A 23,057-nucleotide genomic window follows, 5' to 3' on the forward strand; every position below is an offset into this window, starting at 1 on the left:
TAAGGCATTAGCATTTAATCCGGTCTGGCGCATCAGCTGTGTTCAAAGGGTAATAGCCTGAATCGCACGCGCGATATCCGGCGAACTGTTTAACGCACGAATTTCCTGAAACAGCGCGGTTGCCTCTGAATATTCTTTTCGCAGATACCCTAACCACTGCTTAATCCGCGCTACATGATACAGCCCGGTGTCCCCCTGCTTTTCAAGACGGGTATATTTTTGCAACAGCGTCACGACATCAGGCCACGGCATACGCGGCTCGTTGTATTTCACCACGCGGCTCAGGTTTGGAATATTTAATGCGCCACGTCCGATCATCACCGCATCGCATCCGCTGATGGCCATACAATCCTGGGCGCTCTGCCAGTCCCAGATTTCGCCATTCGCGATAACCGGAATAGTCAGTCGCTGGCGAATCTCGCCAATCGCCTGCCAGTTAATATGTTCTGCCTTATAGCCCTGTTCCTTGGTTCGACCATGCACCGCCAGTTCGCTGGCGCCAGCCTGCTGCACGGCATCGGCAATTTCAAACTGCCGATCGCTGTTATCCCAGCCCAGACGCACTTTCACCGTCACCGGGAGATGAGCCGGGACCGCCTCGCGCATAGCTTTTGCGCCCCGGTAGATAAGCTCAGGATCTTTCAGTAACGTTGCGCCACCGCCGCTGCCGTTCACCAGCTTCGACGGACAACCACAGTTCAGATCGACACCGTACGATCCCAGTTCTACCGCGCGCGCGGCATTCTCCGCCAGCCACTGTGGATACTGTCCTAACAGCTGAATGCGAACCAACGTGCCGGATGGCGTCCGGCTGTTGTTATGCAGTTCCGGGCAGAGTCGATGAAATACTTTTGCCGGCAGGAGCTGATCCACCACGCGCACAAACTCGGTGATGCACAGATCGTAATCATTCACTTCAGTCAGCAGCTCGCGCACCAGTGAATCGAGCACGCCTTCCATCGGCGCCAGTAAAACACGCATATCGTCACCCGCAAAAAAAGAGGCGCTATGGTAGCGCCTCCGTTCGGGAGATTAAAGAGGCTCAGCGTGGCAGCAGGCAGTTATCTTCTTTCCAGCCGTATAACCATTCCATACCGCGATAAAATTCCGCCTGCGATTTGTCTTTCCACAACAGATTACGCACCTGACGCTCGACACCTGCGGCATGGTAGACGCGTCCCATTTCTCGCGTTGACCAGACGATGCGTGCGGTACGCGGAATACGCACCGACTCATACAGCGCAAAGGCATCAGCCGCATCGCCGTCACACTGCTGTAACGCTTTACCTAGCGTGACAGCATCTTCCAGCGCCATACAGGCTCCTTGCGCCATATATTGCGCCACCGGGTGCGCGGCATCTCCCACCAGCGTGATGCGGTCGGTTCCCCATTTCTCTACCGGCTCACGATCGGCGGTTGACCAGCGCCGCCATGACGTCGGTTTATCCAGCATCTGACGGGGGCGTGGATGAATACCCGCAAAATAGGAGAGCACTTCCTCTTTGCTACCATCCTTCACCCCCCACTCCTCCTGCTGACGACTGTGGAAGGTCACCACCAGGTTGTACTGTTTGCCGCCGCGCAGTGGATAGTGCACCAGATGACAGTGCGGTCCGGCCCACAATACCGGCGCGTTAATGCGCAAATCTTCCGGCATATCATCGCAATCAATCACGGCGCGATAGACCACGTGCCCGGTAACCCGTGGAGCATCGCCAATCAGAGACTGACGAACAACCGATTTTACACCGTCACAGCCCACCAGAATATCCGCCGTCCAGCTGTTGCCGTGCTCGTCAAATACCGTCACGTCATTCTCTGTCTGGCGAATATCAACCACATTAGTTGAAGTGCGATACTCAACGTTAGGATTCACCAGCGCCGCTTCCCAAACGCTGGCGTGAATATCAACTCGATGGATAACCGCATAAGGACCGCCAAAGTGATCGCGGAACGCCTGCCCGGTTTCAATCCGTACTACCTCTTTCGCATTTACCGCATCCATCATCGTGATGTGGTCGGTAAAAACGGCGCGTTGACGGGCAACTTCCCCCACACCAAGGCTGTCCAGAGCAGAGAATGCATTCGGCCCGAGCTGAATACCTGCGCCAATTTCACCAATCTCGTGCGCTTTCTCCAGCAACATCACTTTAATGCCCTGACGGGCCAGCGATAGCGCGGTCGCCGCGCCGCCAATCCCGCCACCCACGATAATTGCGCGTGTCACTTTAGCCATTGTCGTTCTCCTTATCAGGCTGGAATTTTGTCTTGTTGATTCTCGGGCGCGGCGGCGATAAACGCCGGAAGTTGGGTACAGGCATCATATACCGCCTGACAGCGCGGATATCCGCTCAGATCGCAACCCATCCGCAACGCATTTGCCCACTGCGGGATCAGACAGCAATCCGCCAGCGTCGGTGCGTCCCCCACGCAAAACGTCTCCGAGTGGCTCTGGCGCAGCATTTGTTCCACCGCGCTTAACCCTTGCTGGATCCAGTGCGCATACCAGCGTTTTTTATCTTCTTCACTGACCTTTAACTCTTCGCTCAGGTAGCGCAGCACCCGCATGTTATTCACGGGGTGGATATCACAGGCGATGGCATAAACAATTTCCAGCACCTTACTGCGCGTCGGGAAGTCAGCAGGCAGCAGCGGCGACTGCGGAAAGTGGCCATCCAGCCAGTCGGTTATCGCCAGAGACTGTCCGAGCGATTCGCCATCATCGGTGACCAGCGTTGGCACCAGCCCCAACGGGTTCATCCGCCGGTATGCCAGTTCGTTCTGCTGACCAATGCGAATATTGACGCCCACCGTCTGGTAATCGAGCCCCTTCAGCGCCAGCGCAATGCGTACACGATATGACGCGGAGCTATTAAAGAAACTGTACAGCTTCATTATCCACCTCAGACAATCTTCACGGCGATGGGGGTTAAACCGTCTACGTTTCCGGTAATCACATCCCCTTTCACTACCGCCCCTACGCCTTCGGGTGTACCGGTGTAGATCAGATCGCCTGGCTGCAGTTCGAAAAAGCCTGACAGATAGCTGATGGTTTCATTCACAGACCAGATGAGGTGGCGAATATCGCTACGCTGGTGATCGTCGCCGTTGACCTGCAACCAGATTGGCGCATGGTTAACATCCACACTTTCGCTGGCTTTATGCAACGGCGCGATGGGCGCGGAGAGATCAAACGCTTTGCCGATTTCCCACGGACGCCCCATCTGACGCATCTCCATCTGCCGGTCACGGCGGGTCATATCCAGACCGGTGGCATAGCCCCAGATATATTCGTGCGCTTTTTCCAGCGGAATATCACTGCCCTTTTTACCTATCGCCACCACCAGCTCTATCTCATAGTGATAGTTATCGGTCTGCGATGGGTACGGCAGTTCAAGGATCTGACCAGCTGCCACCGGGACTACCGCATCAGCAGGTTTACAGAAGAAGAACGGGGGTTCGCGATCCGGATCAAAGCCCATTTCACGCGCATGAGCGGCATAGTTACGGCCCACACAATAAACGCGGCGTACGGGAAATTGTTCATCGCTGCCAACCACCGGAACGGTAACAGGCGCTTGTGGTTCGAATACATATTGCATCATTTTTTCTCTCCCAAATTAATAGCGTGCTTCACGGAACAGCCCCAGTGCTTCCTGAACCGGTCTGTCCGAAAAACTGAATAAGACGGTATCTTCGTGGGTCTGGAACGACACGCCGTGCCAGGTCGGCACCACAAAAATATCTTTTGGCGAAAAGTTGAAGATCTCGTTACCGATGGTGACCTGCCCACTTCCTTCCACCACGTGATAGATAGTGCTGTCAGTGGTACGCGCCATTCGTGAGGAAAAGCCCTGCGGCAACAGTTGCAGGAAGGTTCCCATCGAAGGCATGGGATAACCGCCGGTTACCGGGTTTACGTAACGCATCTTGTAACCGTCCCACTCATCGGCGTCGCCCATACGGGTCAGGTCATGTAGCGCTTCACGGCTGCGATCGTAGCGATAGTTAAAAATCGGCGATGAGTTACCCTTCTGATGGCGCAGCGGCAGCATATTGGCCGCGTAGCGCGGTAAGTAATCCCCTTCCTGGCGCGTGACCGGCTGCTGATCTTCCGGGTAGTCTTCCGCAAAGCCGCAGCCCAGCAGGTTCACCAGCGGCAGATCCAGACCGTCCAGCCACACCACCGGTTCACTGCCCGGGTTGCCGTGATCGTGCCAGCGCCACTGCGGCGTCAGAATAAAATCGCCTTCATGCATCTGGGTGCGCTCGCCATCCACAGCGGTAAATGCCCCTTTCCCTTCGACAATAAAGCGCAGCGCAGACTGGTTGTGGCGGTGACTCGGCGCAACCTCGCCCGGCATAATTAACTGCAATCCTGCGTACAGCGTTGGGGTGATTGAAGACTGTCCGCGCAACATTGGGTTTTCCAGCACCAGCACGCGGCGAATCGCCTCTTTCGCGCCAATCAGATCGCCACTTTCTAACAGCAGAGGGCGGATCTCCTGATAGTTCCAGTACGCAGGCGCGCAATGTGCGTTCGGTGTTGGCGGCACCAGGCGGTGCAGCGACTCCCACAGAGGGGTCAGATTCTGCCCGGAAATATGCTGGTAAAACTGCTGACGGCTGTTCTTAACATCCTGATTCAGTTCAGACATAGGGATTCTCCTTATTCATTCACAACACCTGCGCGAGGCAGAGTATTTGAGGCAGAGGCCGACTGGCGGATAACAACCGTCAGCAGCGTAAGCATCACCGCGCTGATGGCCGCCGGGACGGCAATAATGAAAAACAGGTTATCGAATGAGAAATTCATCGCCATCATCACGCCGCCAGAAAGCGAGCCGACAATCGCGCCGCAGCGCCCCACCGCATTAGACCAGCTGACGCCCGTCGCCCGGCTTTGTGTCGGATATAGCGTGGCGGTTAACGCATTTAGACCAACCTGAGAACCGCTGATACCAATGCCGGTGCCAAAAATAGCCAGAGCCATCAACCACAGACCGTTCTCGCTCAGGCCAATCATGACGATGCACACTGCGCCCAGTGCATAACTCACGGCCAGCACGCGGAAAGGATTGTATTTATCCATCAGCATGCCCAGCGCCAGCGCCCCCAGCGTTCCTCCAATCTGGAAGGCGGCAGTTACCCATGAGGCATGCTGCAGATCAATTCCACGATGGTTTAACAGCGTTGGCATCCAACTGGAGAGCAGATAAATAATCAGCAAGCTCATAAAAAACACTACCCATAGCATCAGGGTAATAGGCAGCTGTCGCCCGACGAACAGCTGGCGAATGCTTCCTTTAGCAATCGCGGTGCCCTCGTTGAGATAAAAATGGGTAGTGTCATAACGTTCCCGGGTGATGGCGCTAACGGTTCTGGCAATCACGTTTTGCGGCAGTTGGCGACGAACCTGCCAGCGCGGGGATTCTGGAAGCGCAAACAGCAGAGCCACAAACAGCATGAGTGGTAGAACGCCTCCCAGCACCAGAATGCCGTGCCAGCCAATGACCGGCACCAGTTGCGCGCTCACAATTCCACCCATCGCCGACCCCAGGGTAAATCCACAAAACATCATGGTCACCAGCGCGCCACGCCGCCGCGCTGGCAGGTACTCTGACGTCATGGTGATGGTATTTGGCATCGCGCCGCCCAGACCTAACCCGGTAAGAAAGCGCAAAATAACCAACGTTTGTAGATCGGGAGAAAAAGCCGAAATCAGGCTCAGGGCGCCGAACAGCGCCACGCAGAGTTCAATCACCCGTTTGCGGCCAAAACGGTCAGACAATGGGCCGCAGAGCAATGCGCCAGCGGTTAGCCCCAACAGGCCTGCGCCAAACAACGGCGCCAGATCGCCGGCAGTCAGCTGCCAGTGAGTACGAATGTCGGGAGCGATAAAGCCAATAGCTGCGGTATCAAATCCGTCGAGCATGACGACCAGAAAACAGCAAATGATAACGCGCCACTGGGTCTTACCGACGGGAGCGGAATCGATCAGTGCTTGTAGATCACGTTGATGAGTCATAGTGAATGCCTCAGTGCAGGTAGAGTAGATGTCTGTTTTGTTTTAGGTATGTTGCGACTTTGTATGTTTGGAGATGAAATGTACAATGGCTTTTCATGCAGAGGCATAACCTGGAGGTTATAGCAAATGGCAAACTGGGCGCAGAAACTTAAGTTGCAACACCTGCAAACGCTTATCGCGCTGGGCGAACAGGGAAATCTGACTCACGTCGCACGGATGATGAATATCACCCAGCCAGCGTTGTCAAAATGGTTATCACAGCTCGAAGATGAGATTGGCATCACCCTCTTTGAACGTCATAGCAAAGGCTTGCGTCCTTCCGAAGGCGGCAAACTGCTACTGCAGCATGCCCAACGCCTGCTCAATGATATGGAACGTTCGCAATATGAAATCGCCCGTTTTAAGCAAGGCGGCCTGGTGGGAAGTCTGAAGATTGGCTGCTCACCCGTGGCGACCGACTGCGTTTCACTGGCAATACTGGGTTTGCTCAAAGAGTTGCCAACCCTGAACCTTAATATCGAAGAGAAAGTGATGACCCCGCTGCTGCACGATCTGCTCGCGGGTTCGGTGGATGTCGTCGTCGGTCGCGTCGGTGGCCGGGCGCTTCAGTTGCCGCTCAATTACCAGGTGCTGTATACCGAGCCGGTCTGTTTCGTCGCCCGTCCCGATCATCCCTTGGCAAAATATCCCTTGCTCACCTGGCACGATCTGGCGAACTGGCGTTGGATTGTCTGGCCAACAGGAACCCCTATCCGGATAAGCATTGATAACGCGCTGGTTGATAACGGCGTCATGTTGCCGGAAAACATCATTGAATCGGCGTCGATCAACGTCAGTACCAACCTGCTGCAAAGTAGCGATATGATCTCTATTCTTTCTTTGCGTCTGGCACAACGGTATGCCGCCCAGGGGCAGCTGGCTATTCTGAATCTGCCGAAGATTGAACAAAAAGGCAGCGTCGGCGTATTCTGGCGCAACAACGAAACACCTACTACAGCCCTGAATCGTTTTTTGTATTATCTGGCACAGGCTTAGCGCGGAGAGTTAGGGCCATCGCCCGATGTTCCAGATATCTATTTCCTCTATGCTTAGAATTCATGATGTGATCGGTAGCACGTTTTTAAGTTTAATTGTATGATGAATCAGTCTCGTCAAGGGTTTCAACTATGAGCAAAGCACTGAACGTTATCTGGCAATATTTGCGCGCATTCGTCCTGATTTATGCCTGCCTCTACGCAGGTATTTTTCTTGCGTCGCTACTTCCTATCACCATTCCGGGCAGCATTATCGGCATGCTGATTCTGTTTGTCTTACTGGCTTTGCAGGTGTTACCGGCAAAATGGGTTAACCCTGGCTGCTACGTGCTGATTCGTTATATGGCCCTGCTGTTTGTCCCGATTGGTGTGGGGATCATGCAGTACTTTGACCTGCTCCGCGCACAATTTGGTCCGGTAGTGGTGTCCTGTACCATCAGTACGCTGGTCGTTTTCCTGGTGGTGAGTTGGAGCTCGCACATTGTGCACGGTGAACGCAAAATCGTTGGGCAAAAAGGGTCAAAAGAATGATGTCGTATATCTGGTGGTCGTTACCTCTTACGCTGGCGGTATTTTTTGGCGCACGTAAGCTGGCTGCACGATTTAAAATGCCGCTATTGAACCCGCTGCTGGTTGCCATGGTGGTGATTATTCCCATTCTGCTGCTGACCGGCATTCCCTACGATCACTATTTCAAAGGCAGCGAAGTACTGAACGATTTACTGCAACCTGCGGTGGTCGCGCTGGCCTATCCGTTATACGAACAGTTGCACCAAATTCGCGCCCGCTGGAAATCAATCATTGCTATCTGTTTTGCCGGGAGCGTTGTGGCGATGGTAACAGGTACGACAATCGCTTTGTTGATGGGCGCATCACCGCAAATTGCCGCGTCTATCATGCCAAAATCGGTCACCACGCCTATCGCTATGGCCGTGGGAGGCAGTATTGGCGGTATTCCGGCTATCAGCGCCGTATGCGTTATTTTTGTCGGTATCCTCGGGGCAGTATTTGGTCATACGTTGCTTAATGCGATGCGTATTCGCACCAAGGCCGCTCGGGGGCTGGCAATGGGCACCGCGTCGCACGCCCTGGGTACCGCACGCTGTGCAGAACTGGACTACCAGGAAGGCGCGTTTAGCTCTCTGGCACTGGTTATTTGCGGCATTATCACCTCGTTGGTTGCCCCATTCCTGTTCCCGATTATTCTGGCGGTGGTGGGTTAACCTTCATTTTTTAGTTATTTATTTGCGATGCGTTGCACATTTTTCATTTAAGTTTCATAAGTTGCATACACAATGGGATTTGGATCACATATAAAGCCATAACAGGCCCGTAAACTACGATTCCATTACATTGTTATGAGGCATCGCCATGCATCCACGTTTTCAAACTGCTTTTGCCCAACTCGCGGATAACTTGCAATCAGCCCTGGCCCCTGTTCTGGCGGATGCGCATTTCCCCGCCATGCTGACTGCTGAGCAGGTCTCTTTGCTGAAACGCGAATCGGGACTGGACGAAGACGCGCTGGCATTCGCTCTGCTGCCGCTGGCTGCGGCCTGCGCGCGTACTCCACTGTCCAATTTCAACGTTGGGGCTATTTCTCGCGGCATCAGCGGCAACTGGTACTTCGGTGGGAACATGGAGTTCCTGGGCGCGACCATGCAGCAAACTGTTCATGCCGAGCAAAGCGCTATCAGCCACGCCTGGCTGCGCGGTGAAAAAGGGCTCGCCGCCATCACCGTCAACTACACGCCGTGCGGCCACTGTCGCCAGTTTATGAACGAACTAAACAGCGGACTGGATTTACGTATTCATCTGCCGGGACGTGCGCCACACGTGCTGCGCGATTATCTGCCAGATGCCTTCGGCCCGAAAGATCTGGAGATTAAAACGCTGCTGATGGACGATCAGGATCACGGCTTCGCACTGCAGGGCGATGCGTTGACCCAGGCAGCAATCACCGCTGCCAACAGATGTCATATGCCGTACAGCAAATCCCCAAGCGGCGTGGCGCTGGAGTGTAAAGATGGTCGTATTTTTAGCGGCAGCTATGCTGAAAATGCTGCTTTTAACCCAACCCTGCCACCACTGCAAGGCGCGTTGAACCTGTTGAATCTGAACGGTTATGATTATCCAGATATCCAACGCGCCGTGCTGGCTGAAAAAGCCGATGCGCCGTTAATTCAGTGGGATGCGACATCTGCCACGCTGAAAGCACTGGGTTGCGACAATATAGAGCGCGTGCTACTCGACTAAGTCGTGTTGCCCGATGGCGTAACGCCATCGGGCAACAGTGACTAAAATCCCCTCAATCAGATTGCTGTTTCTTGCGCTACGTCTTCGGGTAAAGTAGCCTGATTGAAATTCCATCCAAATAACGAGTTTTCTGCATGTTAAAGCGCGTGTTTTACAGCCTGTTAGTCCTGCTAGGCTTGCTGCTTTTGACTGTGCTTGGACTCGATCGGTGGATGAGCTGGAAGACTGCTCCCTACATTTACGACGAACTGCAGGATTTACCCTACCGCCAGGTAGGTGTGGTTCTGGGCACGGCGAAGTATTACCGCACCGGCGTCATCAATCAGTATTACCGCTACCGCATTCAGGGCGCATTGAACGCCTATAACAGCGGGAAGGTAAACTATCTGCTGTTAAGCGGCGACAACGCGCAGCAAAGCTACAACGAACCCATGACGATGCGTAAAGATCTGATTGCCGCAGGCGTCGATCCCGCTGACATCGTGCTTGATTACGCCGGGTTCCGAACGCTCGACTCCATCGTGCGCACCCGTAAGGTGTTCGATACCAACGATTTCATCATTATTACCCAGCGATTCCACTGTGAACGTGCCTTGTTTATTGCGCTCCATATGGGTATCCAGGCCCAGTGCTACGCCGTACCTTCGCCAAAAGATATGCTCACCGTGCGGGTACGTGAATTTGGCGCCCGTTTTGGCGCACTTGCCGATCTCTACATTTTTAAACGTGAACCCCGCTTTTTAGGCCCACTGGTCCCTATCCCTACCATGCATCAGGTACCGGACGATGCACAGGGATATCCGGCAGTCACGCCTGAACAACTGCTCGAATTACAAAAGAAACAAGGAAAATAAGCATGGATGTACAAACCCTTTTCGTCGTGTTGGCCTTTCTGCTCATTCCCGTGTTTTGTTTTCGTGAAGCCTGGAAAGGCTGGCGCTCGGGAGCCGTAGATAAAATTAAAAAGAATGCGCGTGAACCGGTTTTCGCTTATCGCAATCAAGAGCCACTGCAATTTTGGTCTTACGTACTGGTTTATGCTGGATGCGGGTGCTTATCCTTCGGTATGGTTATTTACTTAGTTTTTTATCGATAACGCATTTGCCTTTATATTAGCGTTTGAGAATAGCTAATATTTTGATAATAGTTACCATTTCAAGATAAGGGATTAATGCTGCCCGTCAGCATTTCCCTCAAACTCTCTTCTATTTGTGAATCCTTTCACAGAATACTCTTCCTGCAGTGCTTAGCCTTAAGAATAGCCTTTCACTTTTTATATTTTGTTATTAACGGTTTGCCTTAATTTACTCAAGCATTAAGGAAGAAAATATGCCACAACAAAATTATCTGGATGAGCTCACACCTGCTTTTACCCCATTATTAGCAATAAAAGAGGCTTCCCGCTGTTTATTATGTCACGATGCCCCCTGTAGTCAGGATTGCCCGGCGCAAACCGACCCGGGGAAATTTATTCGCTCCATTTATTTCCGTAATTTTAAAGGCGCAGCCGAAACTATCCGCGAAAATAATGCGCTCGGTGCGGTGTGCGCTCGAGTTTGCCCAACCGAAAAATTATGCCAGCGCGGGTGTACGCGTTCAGGAATTGATAAACCTATCGATATTGCGCGTCTGCAGCGCTTTATTACCGATTTTGAACAGCAGACCGCGATGAAAATCTATCAACCGACAACAAAAACGCTGGGCAAGGTCGCCATTATCGGTGCAGGTCCTGCAGGATTACAGGCCAGCGTAACGCTGAGCAATCTTGGTTATGACGTAACCATCTTCGAAAAACAGGCTCAGCCAGGCGGCTGGTTGCGCTATGGCATCCCAGAGTTTCGTTTGCCGCATTCGGTTTTGGATCATGAAATTGCCCGTATCGTTGAAATGGGCGTGACCATCAAGTGCAATTGTGAAGTCGGCAATGCCCTTTCCGTTGAGCAACTCAAAGCAGAATATCGCGCCGTACTGGTTACCCCAGGTATGTCTTACGGCTCAACATTGCCTCTTTTTGAGAAAGCGAATCACGTTGAAATTGCCGTCGATTTTCTGCAAAGAGCCCGGCAATCAATCGGAGATATTACCGTCGCCAAAAGTGCATTGATCATCGGCGGTGGCGACGTGGCGATGGATGTCGCCAGTACGTTGAAACTGCTGGGCTGCCCGTCAGTCACCTGTGTCGCGCGTGAAGAACTGGCTGATTTTCCGGCCAGCGATAAAGAATTCAGCAGCACCCAGGCATTAGGCGTGTCGATTATTGACGGTTTCACGCCCGTGGCGGTAAGCGGAAATCAAGTTACCTTTAAGCACGTACGCCTGCCAGGCGAACTCATGCTAGAAGCCGAGCACATTATTCTTGCCGTTGGTCAACACGCTCAGCTTGATAATTTCGCCACGTTAAAGCCACAGCGCAATCTAATCAATACGCAAAACTACCAAACTGCCGATCCGGTTCTGTTTGCTGCAGGCGATATTGTTGAAGGCGATAAAACGGTCGTTTACGCCGTGAAAACCGGAAAAGAAGCCGCTCAGGCCATTCATCACTATTTAGAGGGAGCTTGCTCATGTTAACGAAAGATCTTTCTATTACCTTTTGCGGCGTCAAATTTCCCAACCCGTTCTGCCTCTCTTCCTCTCCGGTGGGCAACTGCTATGAAATGTGCGCCAAAGCCTATGATAGCGGTTGGGGCGGCATTGTTTTTAAAACGATCGGTTTCTTTATTGCGAATGAAGTCTCCCCACGTTTTGACCATCTCAGCAAAGAAGATACCGGCTTTATTGGCTTCAAAAACATGGAGCAAATTGCCGAGCATCCGCTGGAGGAGAATCTGGCTGCTATTCGGCGACTGAAACAAGACTACCCGGATAAGGTCCTGATTGCGTCGATCATGGGGGAAAATGAGCAGCAATGGCAGGAACTGGCCCGCCTGGTTGAAGAAGCGGGTGCAGATATGATCGAGTGTAACTTCTCCTGCCCGCAAATGACCTCGCATGCTATGGGCAGCGATGTAGGACAAAGCCCTGAGTTGGTTGAAAAATACTGTCGGGCGGTTAAACGCGGTTCGCCCCTGCCAATGCTGGCTAAAATGACACCAAATATTGGTGATATGTGTGAGGTGGCGCTGGCGGCAAAACGCGGAGGAGCCGACGGCATCGCGACCATCAATACGGTTAAATCCATCACTAATATCGACCTGAACAGGAAAATCGGGATGCCGGTCGTCAACGGTAAATCCAGTATTTCCGGCTACTCCGGCAAGGCCGTTAAACCTATTGCTTTGAGATTTATCCAACAACTACGCATGCACCCTGAACTGCGGGATTTTCCGATTAGCGGCATTGGAGGAATTGAGACCTGGGAAGATGCCGCCGAGTTTTTACTGTTAGGCGCTGCCACGCTGCAGGTGACCACCGGGATCATGCAGTATGGATATCGGATTGTGGAGGACATGATCAGCGGGCTGTCACATTACCTCGCCGATCAAGGGCTTGACTCACTGGAGGAGATGGTGGGTCTGGCCAATGCCAATATCATCCCCGCCGAGGAGCTTGACCGTAGCTACATTGTCTATCCGAACATCCATCTTGATAAATGCGTCGGCTGTGGTCGTTGCTACATCTCCTGCTATGACGGCGGGCATCAGGCGATGGAATGGAATGAGGAAACACGTACACCGCACTGCAATACGGAAAAATGTGTGGGATGTTTATTGTGCGGTCACGTTTGCCCGGTAGCCTGTATTGATCTGGGCGAGGTGAAATTTAAACCCGGAGAGAAAGAACATGCGTTAACGTTGTAACGCAGATAAAAAAGCCCGGTGCAGGTTGCGCTGCACCGGGCTTTTTACGTTGTACGATTACTTCTTACGCGCGTACTTCAGTGAGTCCAGCGCGACCGCGAAGATGATAATGCCGCCCTTGATAATATACTGCCAGTAAGGGTTTACGCCGATATAGGTCAGACCGTAGTTGATGACGGTGAAGATAATCACACCGGTCACCACGCCAAACACGGTACCTACCCCGCCGCTGAACGACACGCCACCAACCACGCACGCCGCAATCGCATCCAGCTCATACATAAAGCCGAGGTTGTTGGTCGCCGAGCCGATACGCCCGGCTTCCAGCAAACCACCGAAGGCATAGAACACGCCAGACAACGCATAGATAATCAACAGGTTCAGCGCAACGTTTACCCCAGACACTTTCGCTGCTTCCGGGTTTCCGCCGATGGCGAAAATGTTTTTACCGAAGCGGGTCTTGTTCCACAGCACCCACACAAAGGCCACGGCAATCAGCGCGTAGAAGGTGATGTAGGAGAGTCGGAAACTGCCCAGTGCAATAAAGCCCTGTGCAAAGGTTGAAAATCCGCTGTCAAAGCCAGAGATTGGCGATGCGCCGACGAAGTCGTAGTACAGGGAGTTGATCCCGTAAACGATAATCATCGTACCCAGGGTGGTAATAAACGGCGTCACGTTCAGGTAAGCAATGATAATACCGTTCACCAGACCGATAATGGCACCAATCACGCAGACAATCAGCACCACTACAATTATCGGCATCGTCGCCATTTCCGGGAACACCTTGTTGGCATTCTCCATCGACTGCAACAAAGTCGCTGCCACCACTGCCGCCAGGCCAACCTGACGCCCCGCCGACAGGTCGGTCCCTTGGGTAACAATCAGTCCAGCCACACCCAATGCGATAATAATACGCACCGAGGATTGCGTGAGAATATTACTCAGGTTCAGTAAGCTTAAGAAAGTGGGATCCTGGAAAATAATAATCGCCAGCAAAACCAAAAGAACAACGTAAATTCCGCCTTCTTTCAGGTAAGTAAGAAAACTTTTCTTATTTAACGCACTCATGAGGAGCCCCTAATCTTAAAGGTGCAAAGACGCAAGACGGAGGATTTCGTTTTGCGTTGTTGTTTTAGTGTCAACAATTCCGGCAACGAGACCATTGCTCATCACCAGAATACGATCGGTAATACCCAGCAGCTCCGGCATTTCAGAGGAAATAATAATAATCCCCTTATCCTTTTTCGCGAGTTCGGCAATTAACTGGTAAATTTCAAATTTCGCGCCAACATCGATTCCACGCGTCGGTTCATCCAGCATCAGAATTTCTGGCTGCGTTAATAACCAACGACCAATAACCACCTTTTGCTGATTACCGCCAGAAAGTGAACCAATTTGCGTACGATGGCCCGGTGTTTTCACCCTCATGGAGTCAATTACCCACTGGGTGTCACTCTTCATGCGGGAATTATCCAACAGCCCGACTTTGTTTTTGTAATTTTGGATATTAGAAATTAACGAGTTAAAACCAATGTCCAGATACGCATAAATACCGGTTGAGCGGCGCTCTTCCGTGACCAGCGCAAAACCATGGTTGATGGCTTCATTTGCACTGTGGTTATTAATCTTTTTGCCATGTAGCGTAATCGTACCCGATGATTTCTCACGAATACCAAAAAGCGTTTCAACAATATCCGTGCGTTTTGCGCCGACCAGACCGGCAATCCCGAGAATTTCCCCTTTGTGTAAATCAAACGAGATATCACGAATCGACGGCTGACGCAGCGAGGTCAGGTTACGCACTTGCAGAATGACTTCACCAGGTTTGTTTTCTTTATCCGGAAAACGTTGGTTCAGTGAACGCCCTACCATCATGGCGATGATCTTATCCATATCCAGCCCTTCCAGCGGCTGGGTCGCAATCCACTGGCCGTCGCGTAGAACGGTAATTTCATCACACAGCTGGAAAATTTCTTCCATTTTGTGAGAAATATAAACAATACCGCATCCACGCTCTTTCAGCTTACGGATGATAGTGAACAGATGATTAACTTCTTTCTCGGTTAACGATGAAGTTGGTTCATCCATGATGACGATTTTGGCGTCATAGGAGAACGCCTTCGCAATTTCAATCATCTGCATTTGTGAAACGGATAATGTGCCGACGCGCGCACGCGGATCGATATCAATATCCAGTTCATCAAATATCGCTTTGGTATCGCGGTACATTTTTTCCTGATCGACAAACATGCCTTTGGTGGGATAGCGTCCCAGCCACATGTTGTCCATCACAGAGCGTTGTAATACCAGGTTTAATTCCTGGTGTACCATCGAAATACCATTCTCAAGCGCTTCCTTAGCAGAATGAAAATCGATTTCTTTACCCTGAAATAAAATACTGCCGGAATCTTTTTGATAGATGCCGAAAAGACATTTCAATAATGTTGATTTCCCCGCGCCATTCTCCCCCATTAAGGCGTGAATAGAATGCGGGCGGACTTTTAAATTGACATTATCAAGCGCCTTAACGCCGGGGAAGGACTTGTTGATGCCGGTCATTTCCAACAAGTATTCGCCTGACGACTGAGTATGTGTGCTGACCATAATTATACCTTGTTGGCCTTGCAGAGTGCGTTATTAAGGGCGCAATGAAATTGCGCCCACAGACGGAGTATTTACTTATTGGTGAACTCGGCCAGATTATCTTTATCGACACCTACGTACGGAACGCGAACAATCTTGTTCTCAATTTTCCAGTTAGTGCCATCTGCCGCAGCTTTGCCATCAGCCAGGTTTTTCGCCAGATCAAAGGTGGCTTTCGCCTGGTTATTAGCATCGTTCAGCACGGTACCGGCCATAGCGCCAGATTTCACCAGCGCCAGTGCTTCAGGCAGGGCATCCACGCCAAATACCGGTACGCTGGTTTTATTGTGTGCCTTCAGCGCTTCAACTGCGCCCATTGCCATAGCATCGTTGTTGGCGATAACGACTTCGATTTTGTTCGCGTTCGGACCGGACATCCACGCATCCATCTTATCTTTCGCCTGAGCGGTATCCCACATTGCAGTATCTAACTGCAGTTGCTCAGTTTTAATGCCTTTGTCGTTCAGCTCTTTAATCACGTAAGTAGTACGTGCTTCAGCATCCGGGTGTCCCGGTTCGCCTTTCAGCAGAACAAACTGAATTTTGCCGTCTTTGTTCAGGTCCCAGTTCGGGTTAGCTGCCCAGTGTTTAGCAATCAAATCACCCTGAATAATACCGGATTCTTTAGAGTCAGTACCGACGTAATACGCTTTGTCATAGCTGTCCAGCGCCTTGCGAGAAGGTTCTTTGTTGAAGAACACGATCGGTACGTTCTGTCCGCGTGCTTTTTCAATGACCGTGCCTGCAGCTGCCGGGTCAACCAGGTTAATCGCCAGTGCTTTAACGCCTTTTGCCAGCAGCACGTCGATCTGATCGTTTTGTTTGGACTGGTCGTTCTGCGAGTCGTTCATCAGCAGTTGTACATCTGGCGCCGCTTTGGCATCTTTTTCAATAGCCTTACGTACCACTGACATAAAGTTATCGTCATACTTATAGATAGTCACACCAATACGGGTATCAGCAGCGTGCGCAGCCGCGCCGAATAACATGCTTGCCATTACAGCAGACAGGGTCAACACCTTCTTATTCATGGTATCTCCGGTTTTATTATGCAGGGTAGTACTTGAGATAAATGCTCGGCAGGCAGAACGTTACTGAAGTGTTACTGAACGCCGAAGCTCACTTTTAAAAATATTTCTTCCGTGTCTGGCAACGCTCCCAAAACAGGCTTTAATTATCGTTTAAGGCAGCTATACCTCGATGAAAGTGATTATTCACCGTTACATAGTAGTTACAGCGCAACAAACAGTGTCATCATAGCTATCGCATTGTTAATATACTGTGAATTTACTCACATATTGAAAGCGGTTACATCGCGCTGCGTTATAAGTTAGTGATCGGTGCCGCATTCTGCCGCAGCGCCACTGAATGGCGACGTACCAGCGTCGGCATAAAGCAATGCGTCGCCTGCGGATCCAGCGTGCCAGCCGCCCCCTGTAGTGCAAGCTCCGTCGCCATTTTTGCCATAGAGGCAATGGGATAGCGCACGGTGGTTAGCTGCGGATCGGTGTAACGCGCGATGGGAATATCATCGAAGCCAATGATTGAAAGGTGTAATGGAATAGCGATACCGTTATCTTTTAGCGCTGTCAGCGCGCCAGCGGCCATATTGTCGTTATAAGCGAAGACTGCCGTCAGTTGTAAATTGCGCCCCAGCAGTTCCACCATCGCAGACTCGCCGCCCTGCATATCGGGCGAACCGGTGCCGACCCAACTTTCTGCCGCAACAATCCCCTGCTCTTTCAGAGCAGTTAACCACCCTTCTTTGCGCATGGTGTCATCTTCAATGCGATGGCTTGATGCCAGATAACCGATGCGTTGATGACCATTATTCAGCAACATACGGGTCGCCATTTTAGCGCCGCTGATGTTATCCAGGCAGACGCAACGGTGGGCGTAACCCGGTACCAGGCGATTGATCAGCACCATGCCGGGGATTTGATCCATAAACTCGGCCAGTTCCCGATCGCTCAGTGCTTTAGAGTGTACAATCAATGCGTTACAGCGTTGGCGAATCAACACCTCAATGGCATGACGTTCTTTTTCCGCCTCATGGTAGCTGTTGCCAATCAGGACATACTTCTGATGCTGCTGGGCAACCATATCCACGGCTTTTACCAGCGCGCCAAAAAACGCATCTGATACATCCATGACGACAACACCAATCGTATCGCTTACCTGCGTCGCCAGCGCTTGTGCGTTGGCATTAGGTCGATAGCCAAGCTGAGTGACTGCTTTCATTACCGCTTCACGCGTATCGGGACTAACCAGCGCACTGTTGTTCAGTACGCGGGAAACGGTCGCTACAGAAACGCCAGACTGCCGTGCCACATCACGAATGGTTACCATATTCACTGCCCTGTTTTAGATTGCGGCTGCCCGCAGACACCCCAGGCTGGGTATTTTGTCAGCACAATGAAACGGACTGCGTGAGTGATGTCACAGGAATGAAAGCGCTTACATCCATTTTGTTAATGAATGTGATCCAGATCGTTATCTGGATGTTCGCGGTAATGATGTCCCTGCAGCACGCAGGGTTAATTGACGCCACAGCCATTCCACCGGGCCCTGGCGGTAATAACGTAGCCATATCACGGAGAAAAGTAAGTTAATGACCCAGACCGGGATGACGAAATACAGCAGCTCCAGCCGGTCGAATTTCATAAATAAGCCGAATTGATAGAACAGCGTGGTACAGATTAAGGTTTGTAACAGATAGTTGGTTAATGCCATGCGCCCCACACAGGCGACGGCAATGACCCATTTTAAACGGCTAAGCTGCGGCCAGAAACCGTACATCAGCGCGGTGTAACCAATGGTCTGCATCGGCGCTCCCAGCTCTCGCGGGGCTTGTAACAGGAAAGCACACCAGCGGTAGGCCCAGTCCAGATTCCACTGAGCGATGATAGCAGGCAGGTTTATCGCCATCCCAATAATGACCAGCAGCACGCCGGTACGTCGATAGTGCTGCAAACTGTACTGCCCTTTTAGCCAACCGCTGCGCATTAATGCCGCGCCGAGCAGCATCATCCCCGCCAGTTGCCAGCCGTACTGAGCACCCAACGCCAGCAAGCTATTGGACATCATATCCACGCGATTGCTGATTGCTTCCATTCCGCCGTTCACTTTCCAGTATTTTTCATACAGCAACGCTGAAGCATCCGGCGTCCAGGCGCGGCTGGTTTCGCTCCCGGAGATCACACCCAACAGCAGCAGTACGCCAACGCCCACCAGATACAGCAGCACACCAGTGTTAAATAAGCTTTTTACCGACGGCGCATCCCGGATCAGCCGCCAGCAAATCAGGCCGATCAAGCCATATGCCAGCAGGATATCGCCATCCCAGAAGAGTAAACCGTGAATAAAACCCAATAACACCAGCAGCGTAAGCCGTGACTGGATCCAGCGTTTACCGCGTGGGAGCAGCATTTGCAGACCGGCACCGAACAGCAGCGCAAACAGCGTGAGGAATTTTACCTGCGCAAAGAGATCGAGCAGCGCCCAGGTCCAGGCATCGGATAAGGTGATGTCGCCATACCAGGCAGGATTGAGGTATGCCGCCTTTGGCAAGCCAAAGGCGCTAATATTGAGAAGCAGGATACCAAGAATGGCGACGCCACGAATAAAATCCAGCGTGACATTACGCTCCATGGTTCCTGCCCTAATCAGTTGTGATGACGTACTGCGCGCAGGAATTCCTGACGCGTGTTCTGGCTGGACTTAAACAATCCACCAAGAGAAGTGGTGGTGGTCGCACTGGTCGCATCACGAATGCCGCGCGCTTTCACACAGTAATGCACCGCATCAATCGACACCGCCACATTATTCGTCCCGAGCAGCGTTTGCAGCGCGGTGAGAATTTGCTGGGTCAGGCGTTCCTGTACCTGTGGGCGCTGGGCGAAGAACTGCACAATGCGGTTAATCTTCGACAGACCAATAACCGAATCTTTCGGAATATACGCCACCGTCGCTTTGCCATCGATAGTGACAAAGTGGTGTTCGCAGGTGCTGGTCAGCGTAATATCGCGGACCGTGACCATCTCGTCCACCTTCATTTTATTTTCAATGACGGTGATTTTCGGGAAGTTGGCGTAATCGAGGCCGGAGAAAATCTCATCGACATACATTTTCGCAATGCGATGCGGAGTTTCCATCAGACTGTCATCGCTCAAATCGAGATTGAGCAATTGCATAATCTCGGTCATATGGCCAGAGATAAGACGTTTGCGTGTTTCGTTATCCATCTCTTGCACGGGCGGGCGCAGCGGGGTTTCGAGACCACGCGCAACCAGCGCTTCATGAACCAGTGCCGCTTCTTTACTGAGTGATGACATTTCTTCTTCTCCTGCAGGTGGGGCGCCTCTGCCCTGCATGGGGCAAAGTTTTTAGGCTGTATCACAGCCAGAACATTGTGCGTGAGGCGGCGCACATAATCCAGTATTCACCGCGATAATTATTGAAATTGGCACAGCCTTTCAGCTGTAGCAACTTCACTTTCTGTTCAGCCCGGTGACGTTGAGTGTTAATGTAAAGTTATATAGATGATGAAGTATGTTTGCTCAATGCGGAAGTGAAAGTTACTCACAGTGCAATGAATAATCTGTATTATGGTGAGTTCGCAAACACATACAGGTTCAACACAACAAGGAGCCACGCATGGAAATGCTTGAAGAGCACCGCTGTTTTGAAGGCTGGCAGCAACGCTGGCGTCACGACTCCACCACGTTAAATTGCGCCATGACCTTCAGTATTTTTCTTCCACCACCCCGCGATAACGCCCCGCCTCCGGTGCTGTACTGGCTGTCGGGCCTGACCTGCAATGATGAAAACTTCACCACCAAAGCCGGCGCACAGCGCATCGCGGCTGAGCTCGGTATTGTTCTGGTGATGCCAGACACCAGCCCGCGCGGCGAGCAGGTTGCCAACGATGATGGTTACGATTTAGGCCAGGGCGCGGGATTTTACCTCAATGCCACTCAGCAGCCATGGGCAACGCATTTTTGTATGTATGACTATCTGCGTGATGAGCTTCCGGCACTGATTCAGTCTCAGTTTAACGTCAGCGATCGCTGCGCGATCAGCGGGCACTCTATGGGGGGTCACGGCGCATTGATTATGGCGCTGAAAAATCCCGGGAGATACACCAGCGTTTCAGCCTTTGCGCCGATCGTAAACCCTTGTCGCGTTCCGTGGGGCGAAAAGGCTTTTAGCGCTTATCTGGGTGAAGATAAAACACAATGGGCTGAGTGGGACAGCTGCGAATTAATGCTGGCCAGCAAGCCCGCAGACGCGATTCCGACGCTAATTGATCAAGGAGACAGCGATCAGTTTCTTGCCGATCAGTTGCAGCCCGCAGTGCTGGCCGAAATAGCCCGTCAAACCGCATGGCCAATGACACTGCGTATCCAGCCAGGTTACGACCACAGCTATTACTTTATTGCGTCGTTTATTGAGGATCACCTGCGCTTTCATGCCCAGTATTTGCTGAAGTGATCACCAGTAAAGGGTATTTTCTATTGCCGCGCTGTAGCTCATCTCTTCTGACTGCGGCGCGGACGCTTTACGATTTAGATCGGCCGCCTGTTGGCGTACCTGTAATCGCCCCACGCTCTCACCGCCTTCATAACCTTCGTTAAAATTACGCACTTCAGACTCGAATAAGATTGCATCCAGGTGATGCAACTTATTCAGTGCACGCAACAGGGAGATAAGCGTGTCCAGATTGAGGCCGCCGCCTTTCTCAATGCGTTTAATGGTCGCAATGCCGACCTGTGCGCGGTCAGCAAGTTGCTGCTGCGTTAGCGCCAGAGAAATCCGCGTTTCTCTGATACGAGCGCATAATGACAAGATGATTTCATCATTATTCATGGTGTTATATTTCATGCCGCCCTCCCCGATTTTTGGGCTGAATTTTCCCAAGGCAGCCGTGATACGTCTCACGGTACTTCGCGCTCATGTCTTTACCCGTTTCATACATGGCGGCAATCACCTCATCGAGCGAAACGCATGGCTCGCTGACACGGCTCATCGCCATCGTTGCGGCGTTAATCGCTTTTACGGACGAAATCGCGTTTCGTTCGACGCAGGGAATTTGTACCTGCCCGCCAACCGGATCGCAGGTCAGTCCGAGATGGTGCTCCATGGTGATTTCTGCGGCATTCAGCACCTGAGCAACTGACGCCCCCATCAGTTCCGCTAATCCGGCTGCGGCCATCGAACTGGCCACGCCGATCTCTCCCTGACACCCAACCTCAGAACCTAAAATAGACGCGTTTTGTTTGAACAGTAGCGCGATGGCGCCAGCGGTGAGGAAAAAGCGGATAACCGATGCGCTATCCAACTTACAGACAAACTTATCGTACCAACTGAGGACCGCAGGGATGATACCGCTCGCACCATTGGTCGGCGCGGTCACCACTCGCCCTCCAGCGGCGTTTTCCTCGCTGACGGCAATCGCAAACGCATTCACCCAGTTGAGGTTGGTGAGAAAGTCGTTAGCAGAGGGTTTCATTGCCAGTAATTTATAGAGCGAGCAGGCCCTGCGCGGCACCTGATACGAGCCTGGCAGTAGGCCTTCAGTATGCAGACCACGATGGACGGCCTGCTGCATTATCGCCCAAACGTACGCGAAATAGTCATGCAACGCCGCCTGGGAATGCACCTGTAATTCATTTTTCATCATTAATGCCGCAACGGATAGTCCATTACGCTGACACAGTTCCTGCAGCTGCGCGGCATTTTGAAACGCAAAAGGAAATGCGTTTTTTTGCGCGGCTCTCTCGGGCGCCGGCTCGCCGGGTTTGCGAACCTGGCCGGCGCCGGTTGAAAACCATGTTTCTTCATACAACGTAAAATAATCATCCCTGGCGCGAAACGTCATCGCATAGGGATGGCCAGAATGCGGTTGTTGATTCGGCTTAATCGCGACCGTCACGGTAACTGAAGGAGAAAGCGTCAGGGTGCCGTCCTGTTCAGCACGTTTAATGAGATCCATCTGCTGGCGTAAATCAACATCATCCGGCTGATTGCCCAACAGCCCCAGATAAAGAGCGATATCAACGTTATGACACTTGCGGCTTAATGAGAGCGCGCCGTATAGCTCAACCTCGATTTCTCGCGTTAGCGGTAAGATCTCCTGTAGCTTTAATTGTGAAATGAAGTTAAACGCGGCACGCATTGGCCCTACTGTTCTTGAACTGGAAGGCCCAATGACGACTTTAAAAATATCAATACAACTTTCCATTTTAGACCCATCCCTGTTAGTCAAAATAGAATATACCGCCAGTAGCAACAGAC

The 23,057-nt window shown here is 51.8% G+C and carries 23 protein-coding genes; 9 read left to right on the plus strand and 14 right to left on the minus strand.

What is annotated here, in order from left to right; genetic code table 11:
• Positions 1 to 42: 42 nt before the first annotated feature.
• The 6 genes from dusC to mhbT form a co-directional block, all read right to left on the minus strand.
• The gene (gene dusC, locus SK34_RS03445) at positions 43 to 981 is read right to left on the minus strand and encodes a tRNA dihydrouridine(16) synthase DusC (RefSeq protein WP_048232377.1); all 939 of its coding nucleotides are present in this window, start codon (positions 979 to 981) and stop codon (positions 43 to 45) included.
• 61 nt (positions 982 to 1,042) lie between these two features.
• Positions 1,043 to 2,236 carry a 3-hydroxybenzoate 6-monooxygenase gene (locus SK34_RS03450; protein WP_003845202.1) on the minus strand — a complete coding sequence of 398 codons (1,194 nt, stop codon included), beginning with the start codon at positions 2,234 to 2,236 and terminating at the stop codon, positions 1,043 to 1,045.
• Positions 2,237 to 2,250: 14 nt separating this feature from the next.
• On the minus strand, positions 2,251 to 2,895 hold the full coding sequence (gene maiA / locus SK34_RS03455; protein WP_048232379.1) for a maleylacetoacetate isomerase: 645 nt from the start codon (positions 2,893 to 2,895) through the stop codon (positions 2,251 to 2,253).
• A gap of 8 nt (positions 2,896 to 2,903) precedes the next feature.
• Positions 2,904 to 3,605: a fumarylacetoacetate hydrolase family protein gene (locus SK34_RS03460; RefSeq protein ID WP_048232381.1), complete on the minus strand. Its 702-nt coding sequence runs from the start codon at positions 3,603 to 3,605 to the stop codon at positions 2,904 to 2,906.
• 15 nt (positions 3,606 to 3,620) lie between these two features.
• Complete coding sequence (gene gtdA / locus SK34_RS03465) at positions 3,621 to 4,658, minus strand: gentisate 1,2-dioxygenase (RefSeq protein ID WP_003027376.1); 1,038 nt, start codon at positions 4,656 to 4,658, stop codon at positions 3,621 to 3,623.
• A gap of 11 nt (positions 4,659 to 4,669) precedes the next feature.
• Positions 4,670 to 6,028, minus strand: a complete 1,359-nt coding sequence (mhbT, locus tag SK34_RS03470) for a 3-hydroxybenzoate transporter MhbT (RefSeq protein WP_048232382.1) — start codon at positions 6,026 to 6,028, stop codon at positions 4,670 to 4,672.
• A gap of 126 nt (positions 6,029 to 6,154) precedes the next feature.
• On the opposite strand from mhbT, the gene SK34_RS03475 reads away from it, so the two are divergent.
• From SK34_RS03475 to preA, 8 genes are all read left to right on the plus strand, one after another.
• Positions 6,155 to 7,063: a LysR substrate-binding domain-containing protein gene (locus SK34_RS03475; protein ID WP_003840122.1), complete on the plus strand. Its 909-nt coding sequence runs from the start codon at positions 6,155 to 6,157 to the stop codon at positions 7,061 to 7,063.
• A gap of 131 nt (positions 7,064 to 7,194) precedes the next feature.
• The gene (locus tag SK34_RS03480; protein ID WP_003027379.1) at positions 7,195 to 7,593 is read left to right on the plus strand and encodes a CidA/LrgA family protein; all 399 of its coding nucleotides are present in this window, start codon (positions 7,195 to 7,197) and stop codon (positions 7,591 to 7,593) included.
• Entirely contained in the window at positions 7,590 to 8,285 is a 696-nt protein-coding gene (locus SK34_RS03485) for a CidB/LrgB family autolysis modulator (protein WP_003027380.1), read from the plus strand. Before SK34_RS03480 ends, SK34_RS03485 begins: the two co-directional genes overlap by 4 nt.
• A 148-nt stretch (positions 8,286 to 8,433) precedes the next feature.
• Positions 8,434 to 9,318, plus strand: coding sequence for a cytidine deaminase (gene cdd, locus SK34_RS03490; protein ID WP_003027381.1), 885 nt, complete (start codon positions 8,434 to 8,436; stop codon positions 9,316 to 9,318).
• A 134-nt stretch (positions 9,319 to 9,452) separates the two neighbouring features.
• Positions 9,453 to 10,172, plus strand: coding sequence for an outer membrane permeability protein SanA (sanA, locus tag SK34_RS03495; RefSeq protein WP_003027383.1), 720 nt, complete (start codon positions 9,453 to 9,455; stop codon positions 10,170 to 10,172).
• Positions 10,173 to 10,174: 2 nt separating this feature from the next.
• On the plus strand, positions 10,175 to 10,414 hold the full coding sequence (locus SK34_RS03500) for a DUF2542 family protein (RefSeq protein ID WP_003027385.1): 240 nt from the start codon (positions 10,175 to 10,177) through the stop codon (positions 10,412 to 10,414).
• Positions 10,415 to 10,647: 233 nt separating this feature from the next.
• Complete coding sequence (locus SK34_RS03505) at positions 10,648 to 11,889, plus strand: NAD(P)-dependent oxidoreductase (RefSeq protein WP_046670069.1); 1,242 nt, start codon at positions 10,648 to 10,650, stop codon at positions 11,887 to 11,889.
• Positions 11,883 to 13,118 (plus strand): NAD-dependent dihydropyrimidine dehydrogenase subunit PreA, encoded by a 1,236-nt coding sequence (gene preA, locus SK34_RS03510; protein ID WP_003845190.1) that lies wholly within the window; start codon positions 11,883 to 11,885, stop codon positions 13,116 to 13,118. Before SK34_RS03505 ends, preA begins: the two co-directional genes overlap by 7 nt.
• A 57-nt stretch (positions 13,119 to 13,175) precedes the next feature.
• On the opposite strand, the gene mglC is transcribed toward preA, so the two are convergent.
• From mglC to folE, 6 genes are all read right to left on the minus strand, one after another.
• Positions 13,176 to 14,186 (minus strand): galactose/methyl galactoside ABC transporter permease MglC, encoded by a 1,011-nt coding sequence (gene mglC / locus SK34_RS03515; RefSeq protein ID WP_003027393.1) that lies wholly within the window; start codon positions 14,184 to 14,186, stop codon positions 13,176 to 13,178.
• A 15-nt stretch (positions 14,187 to 14,201) separates the two neighbouring features.
• On the minus strand, positions 14,202 to 15,722 hold the full coding sequence (gene mglA / locus SK34_RS03520; RefSeq protein WP_003027396.1) for a galactose/methyl galactoside ABC transporter ATP-binding protein MglA: 1,521 nt from the start codon (positions 15,720 to 15,722) through the stop codon (positions 14,202 to 14,204).
• A 71-nt stretch (positions 15,723 to 15,793) separates the two neighbouring features.
• Positions 15,794 to 16,792, minus strand: coding sequence for a galactose/glucose ABC transporter substrate-binding protein MglB (gene mglB, locus SK34_RS03525; protein ID WP_044711411.1), 999 nt, complete (start codon positions 16,790 to 16,792; stop codon positions 15,794 to 15,796).
• 292 nt (positions 16,793 to 17,084) lie between these two features.
• Positions 17,085 to 18,110 carry an HTH-type transcriptional regulator GalS gene (gene galS / locus SK34_RS03530; RefSeq protein ID WP_003027402.1) on the minus strand — a complete coding sequence of 342 codons (1,026 nt, stop codon included), beginning with the start codon at positions 18,108 to 18,110 and terminating at the stop codon, positions 17,085 to 17,087.
• Between the two features lie 144 nt (positions 18,111 to 18,254).
• Positions 18,255 to 19,412 carry a DUF418 domain-containing protein YeiB gene (yeiB, locus tag SK34_RS03535; protein ID WP_032936667.1) on the minus strand — a complete coding sequence of 386 codons (1,158 nt, stop codon included), beginning with the start codon at positions 19,410 to 19,412 and terminating at the stop codon, positions 18,255 to 18,257.
• A gap of 14 nt (positions 19,413 to 19,426) precedes the next feature.
• Positions 19,427 to 20,095 carry a GTP cyclohydrolase I FolE gene (gene folE / locus SK34_RS03540; protein WP_003027410.1) on the minus strand — a complete coding sequence of 223 codons (669 nt, stop codon included), beginning with the start codon at positions 20,093 to 20,095 and terminating at the stop codon, positions 19,427 to 19,429.
• Between the two features lie 322 nt (positions 20,096 to 20,417).
• Here folE and fghA point away from each other — a divergent pair, with 322 nt between their 5' ends.
• Positions 20,418 to 21,254: an S-formylglutathione hydrolase gene (gene fghA / locus SK34_RS03545; protein WP_048232384.1), complete on the plus strand. Its 837-nt coding sequence runs from the start codon at positions 20,418 to 20,420 to the stop codon at positions 21,252 to 21,254.
• On the opposite strand, the gene SK34_RS03550 is transcribed toward fghA, so the two are convergent.
• Both SK34_RS03550 and SK34_RS03555 read right to left on the minus strand, forming a co-directional pair.
• Entirely contained in the window at positions 21,255 to 21,644 is a 390-nt protein-coding gene (locus SK34_RS03550; protein ID WP_003840109.1) for a helix-turn-helix domain-containing protein, read from the minus strand. It lies immediately after the preceding gene.
• On the minus strand, positions 21,634 to 23,004 hold the full coding sequence (locus tag SK34_RS03555) for an L-serine ammonia-lyase (protein ID WP_071681415.1): 1,371 nt from the start codon (positions 23,002 to 23,004) through the stop codon (positions 21,634 to 21,636). The genes SK34_RS03550 and SK34_RS03555 overlap by 11 nt, the downstream gene beginning before the upstream one ends.
• Between the last annotated feature and the right edge of the window lie 53 nt (positions 23,005 to 23,057).

Source organism: Citrobacter sp. MGH104, from assembly GCF_001034485.1.
Lineage (GTDB): Bacteria > Pseudomonadota > Gammaproteobacteria > Enterobacterales > Enterobacteriaceae > Citrobacter > Citrobacter freundii.

Excerpts from the sequence above, each read along its gene's own strand:
- SK34_RS03505 (WP_046670069.1), top strand. The coding sequence starts at position 10,648 with ATGCCACAACAAAATTATCTGGATGAGCTCACACCTGCTTTTACCCCA.
- SK34_RS03480 (WP_003027379.1), top strand. The coding sequence starts at position 7,195 with ATGAGCAAAGCACTGAACGTTATCTGGCAATATTTGCGCGCATTCGTC.
- SK34_RS03500 (WP_003027385.1), top strand. The coding sequence starts at position 10,175 with ATGGATGTACAAACCCTTTTCGTCGTGTTGGCCTTTCTGCTCATTCCC.
- mhbT (WP_048232382.1), bottom strand. The coding sequence starts at position 6,028 with ATGACTCATCAACGTGATCTACAAGCACTGATCGATTCCGCTCCCGTC.
- galS (WP_003027402.1), bottom strand. The coding sequence starts at position 18,110 with ATGGTAACCATTCGTGATGTGGCACGGCAGTCTGGCGTTTCTGTAGCG.
- SK34_RS03450 (WP_003845202.1), bottom strand. The coding sequence starts at position 2,236 with ATGGCTAAAGTGACACGCGCAATTATCGTGGGTGGCGGGATTGGCGGC.
- SK34_RS03475 (WP_003840122.1), top strand. The coding sequence starts at position 6,155 with ATGGCAAACTGGGCGCAGAAACTTAAGTTGCAACACCTGCAAACGCTT.
- gtdA (WP_003027376.1), bottom strand. The coding sequence starts at position 4,658 with ATGTCTGAACTGAATCAGGATGTTAAGAACAGCCGTCAGCAGTTTTAC.
- mglB (WP_044711411.1), bottom strand. The coding sequence starts at position 16,792 with ATGAATAAGAAGGTGTTGACCCTGTCTGCTGTAATGGCAAGCATGTTA.
- SK34_RS03550 (WP_003840109.1), bottom strand. The coding sequence starts at position 21,644 with ATGAAATATAACACCATGAATAATGATGAAATCATCTTGTCATTATGC.
- folE (WP_003027410.1), bottom strand. The coding sequence starts at position 20,095 with ATGTCATCACTCAGTAAAGAAGCGGCACTGGTTCATGAAGCGCTGGTT.
- fghA (WP_048232384.1), top strand. The coding sequence starts at position 20,418 with ATGGAAATGCTTGAAGAGCACCGCTGTTTTGAAGGCTGGCAGCAACGC.
- SK34_RS03460 (WP_048232381.1), bottom strand. The coding sequence starts at position 3,605 with ATGATGCAATATGTATTCGAACCACAAGCGCCTGTTACCGTTCCGGTG.
- mglC (WP_003027393.1), bottom strand. The coding sequence starts at position 14,186 with ATGAGTGCGTTAAATAAGAAAAGTTTTCTTACTTACCTGAAAGAAGGC.
- SK34_RS03485 (WP_003027380.1), top strand. The coding sequence starts at position 7,590 with ATGATGTCGTATATCTGGTGGTCGTTACCTCTTACGCTGGCGGTATTT.
- cdd (WP_003027381.1), top strand. The coding sequence starts at position 8,434 with ATGCATCCACGTTTTCAAACTGCTTTTGCCCAACTCGCGGATAACTTG.
- preA (WP_003845190.1), top strand. The coding sequence starts at position 11,883 with ATGTTAACGAAAGATCTTTCTATTACCTTTTGCGGCGTCAAATTTCCC.
- SK34_RS03555 (WP_071681415.1), bottom strand. The coding sequence starts at position 23,004 with ATGGAAAGTTGTATTGATATTTTTAAAGTCGTCATTGGGCCTTCCAGT.
- mglA (WP_003027396.1), bottom strand. The coding sequence starts at position 15,722 with ATGGTCAGCACACATACTCAGTCGTCAGGCGAATACTTGTTGGAAATG.
- maiA (WP_048232379.1), bottom strand. The coding sequence starts at position 2,895 with ATGAAGCTGTACAGTTTCTTTAATAGCTCCGCGTCATATCGTGTACGC.
- dusC (WP_048232377.1), bottom strand. The coding sequence starts at position 981 with ATGCGTGTTTTACTGGCGCCGATGGAAGGCGTGCTCGATTCACTGGTG.
- sanA (WP_003027383.1), top strand. The coding sequence starts at position 9,453 with ATGTTAAAGCGCGTGTTTTACAGCCTGTTAGTCCTGCTAGGCTTGCTG.
- yeiB (WP_032936667.1), bottom strand. The coding sequence starts at position 19,412 with ATGGAGCGTAATGTCACGCTGGATTTTATTCGTGGCGTCGCCATTCTT.